At 64.3% G+C, this 17,067-nt stretch carries 11 protein-coding genes; 4 read left to right on the top strand and 7 right to left on the bottom strand.

From position 1 onward, the window contains the following. Position 1: 1 nt before the first annotated feature. The 7 genes from IEX85_RS16710 to IEX85_RS16680 form a co-directional block, all read right to left on the bottom strand. Positions 2-3,337 carry an adenylate/guanylate cyclase domain-containing protein gene (locus IEX85_RS16710; RefSeq protein ID WP_188861761.1) on the bottom strand — a complete coding sequence of 1,112 codons (3,336 nt, stop codon included), beginning with the start codon at positions 3,335-3,337 and terminating at the stop codon, positions 2-4. A gap of 67 nt (positions 3,338-3,404) precedes the next feature. Continuing rightward, positions 3,405-5,798 (bottom strand): efflux RND transporter permease subunit, encoded by a 2,394-nt coding sequence (locus IEX85_RS16705; protein WP_188861760.1) that lies wholly within the window; start codon positions 5,796-5,798, stop codon positions 3,405-3,407. Between the two features lie 15 nt (positions 5,799-5,813). Then, a complete protein-coding gene (locus IEX85_RS16700) occupies positions 5,814-6,842 on the bottom strand; it encodes a WD40/YVTN/BNR-like repeat-containing protein (protein ID WP_188861759.1) in 1,029 nt (342 codons plus the stop codon). Positions 6,843-6,981: 139 nt separating this feature from the next. Then, the gene (locus IEX85_RS16695) at positions 6,982-8,337 is read right to left on the bottom strand and encodes a DUF1329 domain-containing protein (protein ID WP_188861758.1); all 1,356 of its coding nucleotides are present in this window, start codon (positions 8,335-8,337) and stop codon (positions 6,982-6,984) included. 26 nt (positions 8,338-8,363) lie between these two features. After that, positions 8,364-9,938 carry a DUF1302 family protein gene (locus tag IEX85_RS16690; RefSeq protein ID WP_188861757.1) on the bottom strand — a complete coding sequence of 525 codons (1,575 nt, stop codon included), beginning with the start codon at positions 9,936-9,938 and terminating at the stop codon, positions 8,364-8,366. Between the two features lie 126 nt (positions 9,939-10,064). Then, positions 10,065-11,198, bottom strand: a complete 1,134-nt coding sequence (locus IEX85_RS16685; RefSeq protein ID WP_188861756.1) for a saccharopine dehydrogenase family protein — start codon at positions 11,196-11,198, stop codon at positions 10,065-10,067. A 45-nt stretch (positions 11,199-11,243) separates the two neighbouring features. After that, on the bottom strand, positions 11,244-12,527 hold the full coding sequence (locus tag IEX85_RS16680; protein WP_188861755.1) for an acyl-CoA dehydrogenase family protein: 1,284 nt from the start codon (positions 12,525-12,527) through the stop codon (positions 11,244-11,246). A 437-nt stretch (positions 12,528-12,964) separates the two neighbouring features. On the opposite strand from IEX85_RS16680, the gene IEX85_RS16675 reads away from it, so the two are divergent. From IEX85_RS16675 to IEX85_RS16660, 4 genes are all read left to right on the top strand, one after another. Then, on the top strand, positions 12,965-13,261 hold the full coding sequence (locus IEX85_RS16675; RefSeq protein WP_188861754.1) for an EthD family reductase: 297 nt from the start codon (positions 12,965-12,967) through the stop codon (positions 13,259-13,261). Between the two features lie 163 nt (positions 13,262-13,424). After that, positions 13,425-14,087 (top strand): TetR/AcrR family transcriptional regulator, encoded by a 663-nt coding sequence (locus IEX85_RS16670; protein WP_188861753.1) that lies wholly within the window; start codon positions 13,425-13,427, stop codon positions 14,085-14,087. Between the two features lie 267 nt (positions 14,088-14,354). Continuing rightward, positions 14,355-15,842 carry a flavin monoamine oxidase family protein gene (locus tag IEX85_RS16665; RefSeq protein WP_188861752.1) on the top strand — a complete coding sequence of 496 codons (1,488 nt, stop codon included), beginning with the start codon at positions 14,355-14,357 and terminating at the stop codon, positions 15,840-15,842. Further along, a complete protein-coding gene (locus IEX85_RS16660) occupies positions 15,842-16,516 on the top strand; it encodes a c-type cytochrome (protein ID WP_188861751.1) in 675 nt (224 codons plus the stop codon). The genes IEX85_RS16665 and IEX85_RS16660 overlap by 1 nt, the downstream gene beginning before the upstream one ends. The last annotated feature ends 551 nt before the right edge of the window (positions 16,517-17,067 follow it).

The following is a 17,067-nucleotide window of genomic DNA, read 5'->3' as shown; positions in this document are numbered from 1 at the left end:
CCTATGCCTGCCGATCGATGTCGGCCAGCAACGTCCGGGCCGCGAGGGTATCCCCCGTTTCGACAGCCCTGCCGGACGCCCGGATGATGGTTTGCAGGGTCCGCCGGGCAGCGTCTCTGTGACCCTGAAGGTTCTGCAGTCGCGCCCGTGACAGCAGTGCCCGCCACATCAGCAGACCGGCACCCTGGCGGCGGGCGACGGCGATGGCCCGCCGAAAGCTGCGGGCCGCCTGCCGTTGCCGGTCGTCGCCAAAGCCGGCATCGCCGGCGAGCAGCGCCTCGCCCCGAAGCCGGTGCAGTTCAGCCATGTAATAGCGTTCCGCTGTGCGCCTCGAAACGCCCAGCGCTTCATCGATGCTTTCCAGGGCCTCAGCGACGCGACCGGCACGCAGCTGCGCCTCGGCCAGTAGCCCGAAAAAGTGGCTCAGGCACAGGCGGGCACCGGTAATGCGGTAGGCGTCCAGTCCCCGCCGTAACGCCCAAAGACCATCGTCGATCTCTCCGAGGCAGGCCAGCGCCCAGCCGAACAGCACGTTGCTGAAGGCGGCCCAGAACGAGAACCCCCGTTCGGTTGAAAGCGTCACAGCCGCCTCGGCGAGGTTTCGCACCTCGGTCGCCTCCCCTCGAAGCTGCTGCCGCAACGCCGCCAGGCTCAGCGCCAACGCCAGGCTGGTCGGGTGCGCCTGGCGCTCCGCCAGCACCAGCGCAGCATCTGGCGGGAACCCCGTTGCCGCGGGTTCGTTTTCAAGCTCCGTTATCAAGGTCAAATAGCCAAGGGCGTGTACGCCGGGGTCAAGACCGAAATTCAAGGTCAGCCTGCGGTGTCGACCGCTATCGTACCCGGCCACGGCCTGCTGCAACTGCTGCCGGGCCTGAGACAGATTGCCGAGGAAAAACAGCGACTCCCCCGTCAGGCATCGAGCCAGAAGCTGCTGATCGGCTTCCCCGGATTCCTTCGCCAGCGCCAGCAATTGTTCGGCAAGCGCATACGCCGCCATCAGATCGCAGCGCACCAGGTGGTAGGCGTAGCGCCCAAACAAAGCCGAAAACAGTTCCGGCATCCTGCCAACCTGGTCACAGAGTTGCGCCGCCCGGCGATAGGTCGTCTCGACTTCGGCAGCCGCGTATCCACGGGATGCCATCCAGACCGGTCCCAGCCGCAGCCGTATCGCCAGTTCCTGCCGAGCTCTTTGCGGGGTATCGGCCAACTGCTTCAGCAGTTCGAGTGCCGTGGTCAGCTGTTCGACCGCCTCGGCAACGGCGCATTGCCGCGCCGCCCGGTCTCCTGCCAGCGTCAGATACTGGATTGCCTTGGCCAGGTTGTTGCCGCAGCGGAAGTGATACGCCAGTTCGGCACTGCGCTCCTCACGTTGGTCCGCAAACAGCATTTCCATCGCCTCGGCCGTCGTTTCGTGCAGCCGACCACGTTGCTCCCTCGGCAAAGTGTCGTAGGCGGCCTCCTGGATCAGCGCGTGCCTGAATCCGTATGCCAGTTCCGGATAGGCCAGCCGCTCGTAGATGAACCCGCCCGTTTCCAACTGAAACAGCAGGCGACGCAGGTCGTCTTCGACATTATCCAGCACCCGTCGAACCAGGCTCCAGGTAAATTCCTTGCCGATCACCGCCAGCGTCTGCAACAGTGCCTTGGCCGGGAGCGGCAACCGATCGATACGGGCATTCAGAACGCCCCTTACCGTGTCGGGTATCTGCAACGATTCGGGAAGACGCAGAAGGCGATAGCGTCCGGGACCGCCGCCGATCAGCTGCTGATCGGCCAGTGTACGGATCAGCTCCTCGAGAAAAAACGGATTGCCTTCGGCTTGTTGCGCAATACGGGGACGCAGCGGGGCCAGGGAGTCGTCATCGCCCAACTGCTCGCTCAGTAGCGTTTCAGTTTCACCTTGATCCAGCGCATCCAGCCGCAACTGTCGAAAGCATGCACCCTCTGGCCAGTGATGGCGGTATTCGGGCCGGTAGTTCACCAACAGCAAAATGCGGGCATCACCCAGTCCCGCAACGAGAAAATCGAGAAAGGCCGCGGTTTCGGTGTCCAGCCACTGCAAATCCTCGAATATCAGCACCAGCGGCTGCCGCACGCTTGCGGCCAGCAGCAGCCGCCGCAGAGCGTCGAAGGTACGATGGCGCCCCAGACCGGGATCCATCTGCGGCAACGAGACGTTCGGGTCGCCGGCCCCCAGCAACTGAAACAGGTAGGGCAATATGTCTTCGAGACGACGATCCAGGGCCCGTACCCCTTCGGTCACCTTCAGGCGGCGTTGCCGTTCATCATCCTGAGCCGCTAACGCGAAAAAATGCTTCAGCAGCTCGATCAGCGGCAGGTAGGCGAATGCCTTGCCGTGGGATACAGAGAAGGTTTCCAAAAACCGGCAGCCCCGGTCGCAACGGCGTTTGAACTCGTGAAACAGGCGGGATTTGCCGACCCCGGGTTCGCCTGCCACCGCTACCAGTTGGCCGTGCCCGGCCAAGGCGCGCTCCAGCGCTTCGCAGAGGCTTTCGATCTCCGTCTGCCGGCCGACGAATCGAGCCAGTCCTCTGGACGCCGCCACCTGCAATCGTGTCTGCAGGGCCCCCGGACCCCGTACCTCGAACAACGTCACCGGCTCGTCAATTCCCTTGACCGGTACGGCGCCCATGGCGCTGACATCGAAATATCCCTCGACGAGCCGCTGTGTCGTGCCGCTGATGACGATCGAGCCGGGGACAGCCAGCCCCTCGAGGCGCGATGCCAGATGAATCGTGTGCCCGACAGGGTCGTAGTCGGCTTGAAGATTCTCGGTGCGGACGGCGCGCATCAGCACCTCGCCGGTGTGAACGCCGACACGTATGCGCAGCCGACTCCCCGATTCCGGCGCAATGCTGTTGCCATGGCGCCGCATCGCATCCTGCATGCGCAGGGCCGCGAGGATTGCGCGCTGCGGATGGTCTTCATGTGAAATCGGCGCGCCGAACAGCGCCAGGATACCGTCGCCCAGTGACTTGGCGACGTAGCCCTCGTAGTGATGAACCGCCTCCATCATCAGCACCAGCAGCGGATCGATCAGGTGCCGGGCATCTTCCGGATCGAGGTGTTGGATCAATGCCGTGGAGCCCGCGATATCGGCGAACATCGCGGTGATGAGCTTGCGTTCGCCACCCCCGCGACCACCAAGTGTCGCGCGCGCCGCCAGAATGCGCTCGGCCAGGTGCCGGGGGGTGTAATCTATGGGTGCCCGTTCCTGCAAACCCTCGGAAGACCGGAGCGCATCGAGCCGGACACCGCACTGGCTACAGAAACGGGCATTGACGGGATTCTCCGATCCACAGCGCGAACAGTGCATGGAACGAGCGCCTCGGCTGCCAGAATTCTCTATTCAGCATAGGCGAGTGCCATCCGTCGCGATGACTTCAATGGCTTCCTGCTTCCGCCACCCCGGAAGCTGCCGGCTGCAGCACCGCCTGCGTCGGCCGGCGCCGGTCCCGCATCAGGAAACAGGTCAGCGCCGGCAGCAGCGTCAGGGCTCCGACCATGTTCCAGAGGAACATGAAGGTCAGCAGGATACCCATGTCGGCCTGGAACTTGATCGGCGACAGTATCCAGGTCGCCACCCCGATACCCAGCGTCATGCCGGTGAAAGAGACCGCCTTGCCGGTGGTCTTGAGCGCCTCCAGGTAGGCCTGCCGCAGTGGATGTCCAAGCGCCAGGTAGGATTCCAGACGGCTGTAGATATAGATGCCGTAGTCGACGCCGATGCCGACGCCCAGCGCGATCACCGGCAGCGTCGCCACCTTGACGCCGATTCCCAGCAGCGCCATCAGTGCCTGGCACAGCAGCGACGTCAGCGCCAGTGGCAGCAGGATGCAGACCACCGCCTTCAGCGACCGGAACGTCAGCAGCACCATCAGGCCGACGATACCGTAGACGTAGGCCAGTATTTCGAGCTGGGCACGCTCGATGACCTCGTTGGTGGCGGCCTCGTAGGCGGCGTTGCCGTCGCCGAGACGGAACCAGATATCGGCATCGTCGTTGCCGGCGGCGAAATCGCGCACCACCGCCACCACCCGCTGCAGGGTTTCCTGGCGGTGGTCGGTCAGCTCCAGGTGCAGCCGCTGCTGGTTGCACGCGCTGTCTTCGACAGCCGCCGAAAACCCGGTGATGGCGATGGCCCGGCCCAGCACCCGCTCGTCCCGCGGCAGTGCCATCAGCTTGAGGTTGCCCTCGTTGCCAAGGTAACGGTTTAGCTTGGCCCGCGTGGCCGGCGACGTCACCGCCTTGACCCCTTCGGTGTTCTCGAGTTGCCAGCCGAGACGGTCGATCAGGTCGATCGCCTTATAGGTATTACACTGTCCGTCCGGCATGCCGGCGAAGACAGTCAGCAGGTCGGTACTGGTGCTGAAATGGTCGGTGATGTAGTTGTTGTCCCGGTTGTAGCGCGAGTCGGCGCGCAGTTCCGGCGCGCCCCTGTCCAGGTCGCCGATCTTGAGGTCCTGGCTGAACCAGACACCGGCGCCGGTCAGGACCAGCGCGACGACGACGGTCAGGCGCGCGAGCTTCGGCTCGGCGAAGTGGGCCAGCCGCTCCCAGAGCGCGGTCTTGTGCTGCAGCTTGTGCTGGGCGTGGTCGACGCAGCGCCGGGTGACGCCGACGTAGGACATCAGCACCGGCAGCAGCACCAGGTTGGTCAGGATCACCAGCGCCACGCCGACGCTGGCCACCAGCGCCAGGTCCTTGATGGCGCCGATATCGATCACGAACAGGGTCGCGAAGCCGATGCCGTCGCTGACCAGCGCCACCAGCCCCGCCTTGTGCAGGTGGTGGAAGGTCACGCGGGCGGCCCCAAGGCGATCCTCGCCCTTGGCGGTCTCGTGGGCGATGGCGTTGATCACCTGCACGCCGTGACTCACGGCGATGGCGAACACCAGGAAGGGGACCAGCACCGAGAAGACGCCGAGGCCGTACCCCATCAGGTTGAGCACGCCCAGCTGCCAGAGGACCGCCACCACTGAGCAGAGCAGCGGGATCAGCGTGGACTTGTAGCAGCGCGAGTAGTTGAACAGCAGCGCCGCCGTGATCAGGAAGGCGGCCAGGAAGAACAGCGCCACCTGGCCAAAGCCGTCCACCAGGTCGGCCACCTTCTTGACGTCGCCGATCACGTGGATGCTGATGTCGTCGTCCTGGTACTTCTGACGCACCTGCTCCAGCCGCGCGGAAAAGGCGTTGAAGTCCAGCGGCTGCCGGGTCGACGGGCTCACCGGCAGCACCCTGAAGTCGATCATGCTGGCCTTGAAGTCGTTGGAAACGTAGGTGCCCACGAGGCCGGCGCGGAAGACGTTGGTACGGATCCGGTCCATCGACTCGGGCGTGTCGGCGAAGCCGGCGTTGTCGATCACCGGACCGCTGGCATAGCCCTGCGGCGTGATGGTGAACCAGAGCATGCCGGGCGACCAGAGGGAGTTGAGGCTGCCGGTGTCCACGCCGTCCAGCAGCGAGAGTTCGTCGCTGATCTGCTGCAGCTTGAGAAGATGGTCGTAGTCGAAGATGGTGCCCGCTTTGCGCGCCACCGCCACGCGGATCACGCTGTCGCCACCGGCGCTTTGCGAGCCGAGGAAGGCCCTGGCATTGGTGACGAACTCGTGGCTGCCCGGGATCAGCCGATCCAGCCGGGTGTCGGGGCGTACGAAACTCGCCTGCCAGGCGAGGTACAGCGTGGCGATCAGGCTCAGCAGCAGGATCGGCAGGCGGTAGCGAAAAACAGCCCGGGTCAGGGCGGAAAATCTTAGCGTGTCGTTGCTTGTCGTCATTCTCTGCGTCCTCTCTTAGCGGTCCTGCAGATGGTTCAGGGCCTGGAGGCCACCGAGCCCGACCAGCACGAAGTCGCCCGACGCCTGCTGGAGCGCATTGCTCAGCGGCAGGCCGTTGTCCCGTTGGTATTTTTTCGCCGACTTCAGGTCCGCGGCGACATGCAGCAGTACGCCGTCGGCGCCGACCACCAGCGCCGAACCGTCGGCGAGCCAGGTGCCGCCCGAGAGTCCCGCCTCGGTACCGGTCCGAATCTCGCGCCAGCGCTCGCCGCCATCGTCGCTGCTGAACAGCTTGCCGCCGACCCCGGACAGCAGCAGCTGATCCTGGCCGTCTTCCCCGCGCCGGACCAGGATGCCGTGGAAGGACCCGACATGGCCGGTTTCGATCGCCTCGAAGCTGTCGCCCCCGTCTAGCGAGCGGAACAGCAGACCGGCTTCGGAGGTGATGTAGAGGGTATCGGCATCGGTGGCGGCCATGGCGAAGAAGTGCCATTCGTCCGGGTTGTCGGCGTGATCGCGCCAGTCCACCCAGGTCTTGCCGCCGTCGGCGGTGTGGTAGAGCTTGTCGAAGACGCCGACGGCGAAGCCTTCCTCGGCGTTTCTGAACAGCAGATCCAGCAACGGGCCCTGCATATCGGCATCGCGGGCGTCGAACTGCTTCTGCCAGCTCTCTCCGCCATCGATGCTGTGCAGAATCACCGCGTCCTCGCCGACCGCCCAGCCCTGTTTGTCGTCGACGAAGCAGACGGCATCGAGCTGGGCGCGAACAGGCACTGCGGCCTGGGTCCAGCTTTGGCCCCTGTCGTCGGAGTAGAGGATATGCCCGCGCGCGCCGACCGCCACCAGGCGCTCACCCGCCCGGGTGATATCCAGCAGCAGAGACTGCGGCGCCGACGCCATCGGCTGCGCCGCAATGTCCAGTGGGTCCAGGTAGTCGGCCGCGGCGATTCGGGGGCCGGTCACGGCGATCAGCCCCGTCAAAACCAGCGCGCACAGCGAACGGAACCAGGCACGGCTGCGCCCGGCGCTTGTGGTTCTTTTCATGGTGGAATCCTTGCGCCCCGTTCGCTCTAAGCGGTTGTCAAAACACAGCTCGAAACGGGGCGGGCCGAAGTGGGATGGGTAGTCAAGTCTGCAAGGCACGGCGCTGCATCACCGGGGTGAGCGCCCCGCCTTGCCATCGTCAGCGACCGCGACGGCGCATGGCTGCCGCGGAGTAATAGGACGCTTCGGGCGGCGTCTCGTCGAAGGTCTGCGCCCGGTCCTGACCGGTCACGCCGGTAATGGCGTAATAGCCGCCGACCTTGAGGTCATAACTGACATCGAAACCGCCGGCGGTGACCGGCACCTCCGGCGCGGTCACCGGGTAGTTGAAGCCCACGCGCCAGAGGTTGCCGTTGCCGTCGTACTTGTCCGTGGCGAGGATGGTCCAGCTGTCCTCGTCGATGAAGAAGACCCGCTTGGCGTAGAGGTGGCGCGCCTCCGGCTTCAGCTTCGCCTCGACCACCCAGACGCGGTGCAGCTCGTAGCGCGTCAGGTCGGAATTGACCGCCCCCGGCGTATAGACGTCCTCGATCGAATGCGCGATCGAATTCAAACCGTTGTTGTTGTACGGCACGTACATTTCGCGCTTGCCCACCAGCGTCCAGTCGTAGCGCTCGGGGGAGCCGGAAAACATGTCGTAGTCGTCGATCACGTTGAGCGGCCGGTCCGGCGTATCGAAAGCCAGGTTCGGGGCGCGGCGTACGCGGCGCTCGCCCGGATCGTAGGTCCAGGCCTTGCGGGGATTCGTCTTGGCATCGATATTTTCCAGTGCCAGCCAACCTTCCCCGGCATCGCGTGCCGGGCTGATCGTGGTGGCGGCATAGCGCATGATGTCGCCGGACTCGCGCTCCTTCGCGGCAATGCCGGGATCGTAATAGGTGTAATGCACCTTGGTCTCGAACAGCCATTCCTGCCGCTGGCCGTTGTCGTAGACGACGTTCGCGACCGCCGTGGGGGCATTGAAATAGGTGCCCTTGAAACGCAGGTTGTGGTTCCAGATCACCTCGTTGCCGTTCTTCGGCAACGGGAACGGCACCGCACCCCAGACGCCCTCGACGCCGTTGCCGTCATCAACCAATTTAGCCGTGGTGGCGTTCGCGGCAATGCTGTCGTAGACGTGCTGCGGCCAGGCCGCGGTGCGGTGCGTCGGGTAGACCGGCATCCTGAACTCGGGGTGCAGCTTCAGCAGGGCAATCGAGCCCGGGGTCAACTTGTCGGCATACTGGTCAACATTGCCCGCAGTAATGGTAAACAGCGGTTTCTCGCCGGCGAAGGGGTCCGGACGGTCGTCGCCACGCCTCCAGCCGGCCGGTACCTGCGTCAGACCGCCGGTCCATGCGGGGATGGTACCGTCGGCATTGCCCGCCCGCTCGGCGCCTACCGGCGTCAGTTCCGCACCTCCCAGCCGGGCGGCTTCTTCGGCTGAAATCGCGGCATATACGCTGTTCATGCTCAGGATGGTAACCGCGGCACAGATCAATGTTTTCTTGTACATCGTGATACTCCTCTCAGCGTTCAGGCTCAGAATTTGTAGTTGACGGACAGGTTGACCACGTCCTGTGACTCGTAGTTGGAATTGTCCTGATTCACCCAGGTGTAACCCGCACGGGCTTCCCAGGCATTGCCGATATTGGCGGTCAACGACAGGGTGCCGAGCAGTCTGTCTTCGGCGAAGTTGCCCCAGAAATGGGAGTTGCCCTGCAGGTCCTTCTGCAGGAAGAGCCCCAGCGTCAGGTCCGTGCCGGGATAAATCGCCTGCCAGGTACCGTTCCATTGAGCGGCGACGCCATAGGACAGGCGGTCCGGCGATAACGCCTCCGAATGGATGGAGTTGTGGGCCTGGAGGTTATCCAGGTCGCCGTCGATATAGTCGGCGCCGAACTGAACCGTCAGCAGCTGGGCGTCGATTCCCAGTGGCAGTGCGCCGCCGAGCCAGATGCCATGTACCGAGGCATTGACAGTGTCGTGTTTCTCGATATTGCGGCCCTTGGCGTCGAAGGTCGCGAGGTTCGTCCAAAGCGGCCGGTCCGGACGGTACGCCAGCTCGCCGTTGAGCGACCAGGTGCCGAGCGTGGTCGCGAAGCTGGCACCGTACATGTCCAGATCCTCGGGCCAGATTTGCCGTAGCCCGGTCGCGGAGTTGCTCGGAAAGGCCAGTTGCAGGAACGGGAAGGTTTCGTGGTAGTGGGAGTAGTAGAGTCCCAGTTCGGTGTCATCGGTGACGAAGGTGCGCCCGGCGATGCCCCACTGGCCGCCCTCGTCCGGCTCGACGTCATTGTCCCGAATCGGCACACCCAGCAGCGGGTCGGTCTCGGTACCGCCGCGGAACAGCACGTCGTCACCGTAGAAAGTACCGCGCGGGCCGAACTCGGCGCGCTCCCAGTCGGTCTGCAGGTAGGCCGAGAGCGACGAGCTGTCCCCGATGCCCAGCTGGGCATAGACGCTGTTGACGCCGATATAGCCCTCTTTGAGTTCAGAGCCAGGCGTTACCAGCTTGTTGATGTTCAGCGGCACCTGGACCGACACGCCGTCGAGGAAGTAGAGCCCCTCGCCCCAGTTGATCACCTGCTTGCCGAGCCGCAGGTCCAGCGGGTTGCCGCCAACCTCGAAGGAACCGTAGACATAGGCGTCGAGCAGTTCGAGGTCGCTGCCGGCGTAGTCCTCCGCGGCCTTGCTCCAGGGCGCAGGATTGCCGAGAAAGTCGACCGAGTCGCCATCCATGATTTCGCTGTCATACTGGTAGGTCGCTGTGCCGACGAAACCGTAATTACGCCAGCCCAGTCCCAGCTCGGCGGTGCCCTTGAAAACGCTGGAGATCAGATCGCCGGCGTCCGGTACCCGGGCGTCGGACAGATAGTTCGGTGTCGCGCCAGACCCGAGCAGATTGTTGGTCGGGTCCAGAGCCGCCGACTTGGCGTCGCTGGCGCGGATAGCCGCGGCGTAGCCCAGGGTGAAGTCCAGGCTGCCGGATAGCTCGCTGTCCTCGCCGAAATCCAGCTGCAGCGCCTCGGCCTGATTGACTTTTGCCAGTCCGAGCATGCCGGACAGCACCGCGACGGCCAGCGGCAACCGCTTGAGATGAATACTTTTTTGCATAACTGAGGCCTCGTTTATTTTTCTATCAATCCGCAATCCGGATCGGCGTTATTGCCTGTCAAGTTCTCTCCAGCCGGGCCTGCCTGCGTCTGTTGCCGGCAGGCAAGCCCGTACAACGCGGCCTCCTTAGAGCTCTTTCACCGATGCGCGCGCCAGACCGCGCTGCTCCAGGAAGCCCAGCATGTAGTGGTGCCCGAACGCCTGCGACGACGATGCGAAACCCGCCTTGTTCAGGTCGTTGTCCAGCAGCTTCGCCACCGCCGCCGCGTGCAGCGCACCGGTCGCGATGTACGGCGTGATGCCGTGTACCGTCGCCCGCACCGACGTCAGCTGACCCCGGCCGATCGCGAAGTCCACCGTGCGCTGCAGCGTGCTGCGCTCGCGCGGCGGCATCGCCGGCGTCGTCGAGTCCACCAGGTTCTGGATCACCGCGTCCTGCTGCTCCTTCGGCAGGTGCTTGTACTCCGTCTCCCACTTCTCGCCCAGGCCATGGACCATCTTCATCACCGGGTTGTCGTAGAAGCCGACGCAGGACATGCAGCTGCGCACCCGACCGTCGCGCTCGAAGAACACCGGCAGCGAGGTGCCGCCCCAGGGCAGACAGAACACCGACTCCAGCAGGTCCGGACAGACGACGTTGAAGCTCGAATTCGGCGCGTAGGACACCAGCTCCTTCTCCCACAGGTAGGCGCCCGGGTGACGCATGCCCTCGAAGATGGTGGCGGTCGATCCGACGGTCACGCCGGCGGCGCCGACGCGCGGCCCACGGGTCAGGGTCGCCGTCTCCAGGGAATCGACGCCCGGGGTTTCCAGCGCCAGTTCCGCCGCGATTTCGGCGTAGGTGTACATGTAGGCCAGCGACGGCGACAGCAGCAGCCCCGCCTGACGATAGAGTTCGCCGAATTCATCGCGCAGCGCCTTGATGTGCGCCTGCTCCCCCGCCGGGTCCAGGTAGTGGCAGCCCGCCTTCAGCGCCGCTTCCACCGCGGTCAGGCCGAAATTGACGAAGGGGCCGACGGTGTTGCAGACCACCTTCGCGCCTTTGAACACCTCGACCAGGGCCTCGACCTCGTGCGCGCACTCGACGATCTCGTAGGTGGCGGACTCCAGCCCCACCACCCGCTGCGCCATCATCTCCCGGGCGCGGCCGGCGTTGCGGGCGACCGCGGTAAACGGAATGTGCTGGTCGATCAGCCAGTCCATGATCAGCATGCCGGTGTAGCCACTGGCGCCGTAAACAACAACTGGATATTTAGCCATCGGGTGTTCCTCGCTTTTTATTGATGAATGGAGTGAGTGCCGTGATCAGTACTGCGACCAGCCTTCGGCGTAGAGTTGCTGCGCCAGCAGGCCGAGCCGCATGGTCAGGACGCGGTTCTCCCCGTCCTCGATCAGCGCCGCCTGGGTATCGCGCGCCAGCTTCTCGATCGGGTACTCCAGCGTGGTGCCGTTGCCGCCGAACAGGCGGAACGCCTCGTCGACCACCAACTTCGCCTCTTCGGTCACCGTGACCTTGGCGGAGGCGGTGGCGTAGGGGTGCGTCTGCGGCGACAACCGCGCGAAGCCGAGCGAGCGGCGGGCCACCGCGCGGGCGGTCTCGACGCGGCGCATCATCTCGCCGAGGCGCAGCCGCGTCATCTGGTGGTCGATCAGCAGCCGGCCGCCCTGGCGGCGTTCATGGCAGTACTGCAGCGCCAGCTCGAAGGCCGCCCGCGCGACACCGGTAAACACCTGGCCCATATGGGTGCCGGCATGGGACCAGGAGGAGCTCATGGCGCCGTAATAGCCCTCCTGCTCGGCGATGGCGAAACGCCGCGGAACCCGCACGTTGTCGAAGTAGATCTCGCCCTGCGGCAGCGCGCGCTGGCCGATCTTCTCCAGCGGCTTGCCCTTGGAGACACCCGCCAGTTCCAGCGGGACGATGACCGCGATGCCGTGGGGCAGGCCGTCGCGATCGTAGAAGCCGTCACCGTAATCAGCGCACATCAGGCCGAAGGCGACCTGCGCCACCGCGCCATTGGATACCCAGGCCGAGCTCTGGCCGTTGATGATGATCTCGTCGCCAACCACCTTGGCGGTGAGGTTGCCGGTATTGGCCGGCACGCCCGCGGGCCAGTCCCGCGCAACATCCAGCAACTGGTTGTCGCTGCCCCGATCCGGCTGGGTCGCCATCCAGCAGCCGATACGGCCCTGACACAGCTCCACCAGCTCCTGATTGCCGGCCGCGATCGCCATCTGCAGCGGAAAGCCGGCGCAGCCCAGCGAGACCCCGAGGCCGGAGTCGCCCCAGCCAAGCTCCTCGCCGATCAGCGACTCGATACGCACGGCCATCTCCGGGGGCAGTTCGGCCAGCAGTGAGGGGTCGAGACCGAGCTTCTGGAACTCCTCGAAGAGGCTATAAAACGGCGAGCCCGGCGCGACCACATCCTCCGCCCGCATCCGGTCAAGTTCGCACCCGAGCGGCCGCATAACCTCTTTGGCGAAACGATGTACCGAGGCCTGGATTGCTGCTTCCTCCTCGGACAACGGGGTCTCGAATCCGGACAGGCCAACCGCCGGCAAGGTAAGGGTAGGCTTCAGGGGAATCATGCGTAAGCACCTCTTTGCTTTTTTGTTGTTCACGGCGTCAGGCAACGCCGATCATTTAAACAGAACATATGTTATGTAAATAACCACAGACGAAAGTTATTTTCAATAACATCTGTTGTTTTATTTTATCTGCACTGCTAGCCTGCGAATCAACTGGTGGCGGGGTCCGACTGGTCGCGCATTTGCTTCAGGCATCTCTGAACCGGCAGGGACCGACACCGGAGCGCTCCGCTAAATCAGGAAAGGATCTGTGGACTGGCAGGTAAACGGGCCCGATCGACCTGGCGCTGGAGTTAGCGCCGCCGCCCGACATGAGGGTATGAGTCATGCCCTCGGCCGGATGAAGCCACCGACACGACAACGGAAACCATGCGTCTCGGAGCCCTCACCCTTGCGAGGCGCACTTCAGCCCATCAACCAAGAGGAATGAATTAACGATGGCGACTCTTATCGTGAGCTACCCCACTACCGAGGGCGGGACCTTCGACTGGGACTACTACCTCTCGAAACACCTGCAACTGGCGCTTTCCGCCTGGTCCGAATTCGGCCTCGAGTCGGCTGAAAACCTGTCACCGGCCCCCGGCCCCCAACCACTGCACAACATGGCGATACTTCGCTTCTCGAGCCAATCGAATATCGATGAGGCGCTCGCCTCCCCCAGGACAGCCGAGGTGATCGCGGATGTGGCGAACTTCACCAACATTGCACCCGTGATTTTCCGCGCAGACGACTAAAGGCGCCCGGCCGGTTCCTGAACGCCGCCGGGAATCCATCAACTCCCGGCGGCAACACCTCAGCGAGCCGGACTGGCCTGGCATGCGATACGACCCGCTGTTTTATTTGCCAATCATCTGTTATGTTATTTCGCTTTCAAGCTGATGACGTCACGATTAGTCCATGCAAGATGCACACTCCGAGCCCACCAGGGACACAAACGGCAAAACCAAATCGACGGCCCGCAGAGGACGCCCCGTAGGCGATCACAAGGCCAAGCAGGCGGTGCTGCTGAAAGCCGCTATCGCGGTCATTGCGAAGGAGGGCTACGCGGGAGCGTCGCTGCGCAAGGTCGCGAAGCAGGCGGGCTACACAACGGGCGCGGTGACCTACTATTTCGCCAACAAGGAAGCCATGATCACCGCCGTCGCCGAAAACCTGTTCGATGAATTCCATGCCCTGCTCGAGGCAGGACGCGAACATGCCGATCTCAAGGCCATCCTCGAGCAGTGGCTCGAATGGACGCGAACTGAAGATGACGCCTGGTTGGTTCTGTTTCAGTTGCTCGCCCACGCCCGTCACGAACCCGCGTTCGCGAACATCCTGCAGCAACGTTACGCCGGTTTCCGGCAGATATTCACCTCGATCCTGGAGAGCGGGCAAAGCCAGGGCAGAATCCGCCGGGACATTCCCGCCGACCTGCTCGCCGACCAGATCAGCGCGATCAGCGACGGCTGGATGATGATGTTCCCGCTCGAACCCGAACGGTTCGAGCCGCACCGCGTCCAGACCCTGCTCGACGCCGCCATCACCATGATCAGCCCGTACCCCGCTTCCGGCGACTGAGCCGCCCGCGGGAAACCGCGCTCGCTCGGGCCTCTCTACACGCCGGGGCTTTCCCCGGCTTTTTGTCCTCGCTGTCCTGCTAATCTGCGGCGAACCTTTTCAATGCCCTCCCAGCTACAAGCGCCCTGCCCGTGCGGTCGGGCGTCGTACATCTGATTCCGCTCCCGTCGGCGCTTCGGATTTTTCCCTTGCGCCCTGACAGCCATCATGTATATTTACATAACATTTGTAATTTTAAATAATAAGACGAACTTTACGGGAGCGAAGATGGCTTCAGAGAACGCTAAACTCTCGCAGCAGGCACGGCAGAGGCGTCTGCTGCTGCAGGCAATCGGAGGCGGCGCCGTGGCCGGCGGGTTCAGCCTGAACGGGCAGGCACGGCCTGCCGAGCCGCAACCGGATCAGGCAGACGTTCTGGATGTGGCGATTATCGGGGCAGGACTGGCGGGCCTGACCTCGGCCCGCGACCTGCAGCGCGCAGGCTGCGAGTCTTTCGTCGTACTCGAGGCGCGGGACCGTGTCGGTGGCCGTACCTATAACCACGACCTGGGTAACGGCGTCGTTTCCGAGGCCGGCGGTCAGTGGATCGGGCCGGGTCAGACAGCCATCTCGGACCTGGCGCGCGAGCTGGACATCGACACCTTCCCGACGTACTTCCAGGGCAAAAGTGTCTACCTGGCGGGGAACGCCCGGTTCGAAGAAGCCCTGCCCGGCAGCACCGATCCCGAGGACCCGGTCGCCGTCAAACTGAACGAGCTGGCGCGAGGGGTCCCCAGCCGGGCGCCCTGGGAGGCAGCGGATGCGGCCAGCCTCGACACGCTGTCGGTCGGCGAATGGCTGGCGGACCAGAGTATCGACAACGAGAGCAGGTTCACCTTCGACACCTCCATCGGGCTGACCACCGGCACCCCGCCCTCGAACCTGTCGCTGCTGCACTACCTCTCGATCGTCAACTCGGCCGACAGCAGCATGCGCAAGCTCGAGGGGTTCGAGGGCGGCGCCCAGGAAACCCGTTTCGTCGGCGGCTCTCAGGTTCTGAGTACCAGAATGGCGGAGCCCCTCGGCGACAGGCTCAAACTGTCCTGCCCGGTGCGTCGAATCGTCGGCTGGGATCGCGACATCGTCGAACTGCACACGGATCAGGGCGTCATTCGCGCCCGCCGGGTCATCGCCGCGCTGCACCCGGCCCTGTGCAACCAGATCCGCTTCGATCCGCCGCTGCCCGAAGGACGTGCGCAGCTGCAGCAGCTCTGGCCGTCCCACGCGCCGATGCGCAAGACCGTGCACGTCTACGAGCGGCCATTCTGGCGCGACCTGGGGCTGAACGGCCAGATCACCCAGGCCGACGGTCCATTGATCCTTTCCTACGACAACTCGCCCCCGGACGGCAGTGTCGGCGTCCTCGCCGCCTTCGTCAGGGCCGGCCAGCTGCCCCGGGACGCCCGACAGGCGCAAACCAGGCTGTCATCGATCTACGCGCAGGCCCTTGGCGACGACGCCCTGCACCCAAAACAGTTCCATGATCACGACTGGGGTAAGGTCGACCCCTGGACCCTGACCTGTGTCGGGTCCATACCGCCCGGCTTCCTGACCCGGTGGGGCCGTTACCTGAAACCGGCGGTCGGCCGGCTGATCTGGTCCGGCACCGAAACGGCCGAAATCTGGGCAAGCTCGATGGACGGCGCGGTTCGGGCCGGCCACCGGGCGGCACTCGAGGCGCTCCAGGCGCTGGTCAAAGATCGGAGGAACGCCTGATGAAACGCGCAGTCAAGATCGGTGCGGCAGTCGCAGGCACGACCCTGGTGGTGGCGGGTACGGTGCTGGGACCGGAAATCGTTTCGGGTTACCGCTTCATGGGCGCCCTTGACGCCTATTATGCCGATTACGAGACAAATGTCGGCGCCTGGCCCCAGCTCCAGGACTCCTGCTTCCAGTGCCACGGCGTCAACGGCCAGTCCGGCAACGCGCAGTATGCTTCCCTGGCCGGCCTGCCCGCGACCTATATCGAAAACCAACTGCAGGCCTTTGCCGAGGGGCGCCGGCACGATCCGCAGATGGGCCCGCTCGCCGCGTCCCTCGACGACGGGCGGATCGCACAACTGGCGGACTATTTCTCACGCCAGAGCCCGGCGCGAAACGAGGCTGCCGCCAAGGACAGCGCGCTCGAGCAGCGCGGCCAGGCGACCGTCGCCGCCAACGCCTGCACCTCCTGCCATGGCGACCACCTGATGGGAGGACCGATCGCCCCCCGCCTCGCGGGCCAGGGAGAGCTCTACCTCGTCGATCAGCTGAAGGCGTTCAAAAGCGGCCAACGCCAGGATGCAAACCGGGCCATGAATGGCATCGCCGGCACACTGTCCGACACCGATATCGCGGCGACGGCACGCTACCTGGCGGGCCTGACGCCGGTGACGAACGACACCCCGTAGCGGTTGCCGTCCCCGTCAATCGCCGCCGGCCTCAGGCCGGCGCGCGTTTATTCCCCCCCCCTACCTATGCCACCTCGGCTGTGGTAACAGCACCGCTGTAAAAAAAAGACATCGGCGCCGGGCGCAAAAGTTTCTTCGCGCTTTAACCAGAAAGGATGGGTGCAGCCGCCGTCCGCACGGTTGCCGTTTAGTAGCAAGCCCGGGTCGGCGTAACCCATCACAGGTGCGGCACCTGTTTTGCCAATGCCCCCTGTCCGCCGGGATACCGGCTCAGCCTGTTCGATACCGATCTTACCGATGGGTTACGCCGCGTAGCCAGGGATACAAACCGACAGCCGGTGCCATTGCGGCTCCACCCATCCTACGATTTCGTGCCCTGTTTCATGCCAATCTGCAAAGAATCAAAAAATGCCAGCCGGTTTTGGCCGGCTGGCAATTGCTTCGATCGCGAATGGTTGTTTTGACGCGCTAGGCGATGGCTTTCAGCAGCGCATCGACGCTTTCCTTGGCATCGCCGAACAGCATCCGCGTGTTCTCCTTGTAGAACAGCG

Source organism: Marinobacterium nitratireducens (assembly GCF_014645375.1).
GTDB classification, from domain to species: Bacteria; Pseudomonadota; Gammaproteobacteria; order Pseudomonadales; family Balneatricaceae; genus Marinobacterium_A; species Marinobacterium_A nitratireducens.
This window is presented reverse-complemented; position numbering and strand designations above follow the sequence as displayed.